Genomic DNA, 1592 nt, shown 5'->3' with positions numbered 1-1592 from the left:
TCCCTCCAATAAAAAACCTGCATAGAATAAATTCTATACAGTTTTCAAAAATCCTTTTAGATTGTCAACAGCCCCTAATAGCCTGTTTTTTTAACTTTTCAATTTCCTTTTTGTATAACTGCACAGCTTTTGCAACCTGTTCGTTTTCATTTTTCAAGTATTCAAATTCTGTTATGTCCCTTGAGAAACTAAGTGCTCCAATCAAAATTCCTTTGTCATCATAGATAGGATAGCCAGAGATGATTGTTTTCCTATTATGTATAGTTTCTTGAATAAGGGTTTCTTTTCTAGCACTTCTTAATACATTCGCAATGACGGAGGGAGAAAACACGCCATCTTTTTCGAGGTCAAAGATATTTTGATTCATTTTTGGTTTAAATGGAATTCCAAACATTTTTTCGGTGGTGTGGCTTGTGTATAAAATATTACCCAATGCGTCAGCAATAAAGATTTCATCAAAAGAATGTTCCAAAATATGTTTTAAAAGTATAGAAACGTCTTCTCTTAAATCCATGGTTTACCTCCTAGTCATTACTGATTATCCACTATTCGTAATTGACTGATAATTAAATCTATTCTTATACTAGCACAAAAATTAAATAAGCATTAATAACATGTTACTTCAGATAATTCCCTACATTCAAAGCAATAAAGTTGGTCTTTTATTAATGGAAAACCTTTTTTTATGGGCCTTGGCGTGTTTCCGCCGTCGCCACGACTCCCGAGAAGGCATTGCGTGCAGATGCCAAAAGAAATCGGGATAAGGGTTTTTATGACCGAAGGCATTTCCGTCTCGATGGATGAAATCGCCCGACGTGCCGGTGTGGGCGTGGGTACCGTCTATTCCCGACCAAGGAAGATTTGTTTGGGGCCGTTATTATCAGCCACAAGGCGCGTCTTATCGAAGAAGCAAATCAATTGCTTTACCACGACGACCCGGGTGAAGCATTCTTTCATTATTTTGCAAGAATCATACGCGAGGGGATTGCAAACAAGGCGATCACCGATGCCCTTGTTAGCAGTCTGAATATAGATGCTGGACGTTCGGAGGTTGCAAGGGATTTTTGGCGAGGGATTAACAATCTTCTCGCTCGTGCCCAACAAAGCGGCTCTGTTCGGGCTGATGCTCGCATTGAGGATATCAAAGTCCTGCTTATCGGCATCTTGCAGGCAACCGGGGACGGCGGGACTTTTCCGGACCGCATCGTTTCGATCCTATGCGACGGTCTTCGCGGGTAATCAAAAATAAACGCTTGCGACTCCCGAGACCGCAAGCGTTTAAGGCGCATATTTCGACCTACTTGTGATACGGTTCCCCGCAATTAATTTTGAACTATCCTGCCCGTTAGCGTAGCGAGGCTGCTAATCCATGCGGCAGCTTTGTCCTGCTGATTTATAGTCGTTTTGTTTATACTCTTAATCATTGTTGGAGCTAGCTTTGTTGGTGGATACGGCGGCATGGCTATGGTTACTGAGGCTGCTGCTAAAAATAGTTTAAAAAAAGCCGACCTTTATTGGAGGCTGCTGAAAAACTCACGTTTTTCTAACTAGTACGGTAAATCAAATTAAAAAAAGACGATTCTCATTCGATA

General features: G+C 41.0%; 3 protein-coding genes and 1 pseudogene. 3 read left to right on the top strand and 1 reads right to left on the bottom strand.

Annotated features, from left to right (window positions below):
- Positions 1-64: 64 nt before the first annotated feature.
- Positions 65-514: a PAS domain-containing protein gene (locus ACFX4L_RS25330; protein ID WP_377406668.1), complete on the bottom strand. Its 450-nt coding sequence runs from the start codon at positions 512-514 to the stop codon at positions 65-67.
- Positions 515-685: 171 nt separating this feature from the next.
- Between ACFX4L_RS25330 and ACFX4L_RS25325 the strand changes: the two genes are divergently transcribed.
- The 3 genes and pseudogenes from ACFX4L_RS25325 to ACFX4L_RS25315 form a co-directional block, all read left to right on the top strand.
- Positions 686-1027, top strand: coding sequence for a TetR/AcrR family transcriptional regulator (locus ACFX4L_RS25325; RefSeq protein WP_377406666.1), 342 nt, complete (start codon positions 686-688; stop codon positions 1025-1027).
- Positions 919-1239 carry an SbtR family transcriptional regulator gene (locus ACFX4L_RS25320; RefSeq protein WP_377406664.1) on the top strand — a complete coding sequence of 107 codons (321 nt, stop codon included), beginning with the start codon at positions 919-921 and terminating at the stop codon, positions 1237-1239. Before ACFX4L_RS25325 ends, ACFX4L_RS25320 begins: the two co-directional genes overlap by 109 nt.
- Positions 1240-1392: 153 nt before the next feature.
- Positions 1393-1551: pseudogene (locus ACFX4L_RS25315) on the top strand (YjcZ family sporulation protein); the annotation flags it as partial.
- Between the last annotated feature and the right edge of the window lie 41 nt (positions 1552-1592).

Origin of the sequence: Peribacillus sp. YIM B13482, assembly GCF_042787975.1 — a bacterium.
Classification (GTDB): Bacteria; Bacillota; Bacilli; order Bacillales; family DSM-1321; genus Peribacillus; species Peribacillus simplex_A.
Note: the sequence above shows the minus strand (reverse complement) of the source record. Positions and strands in the feature narration are given on the sequence as shown.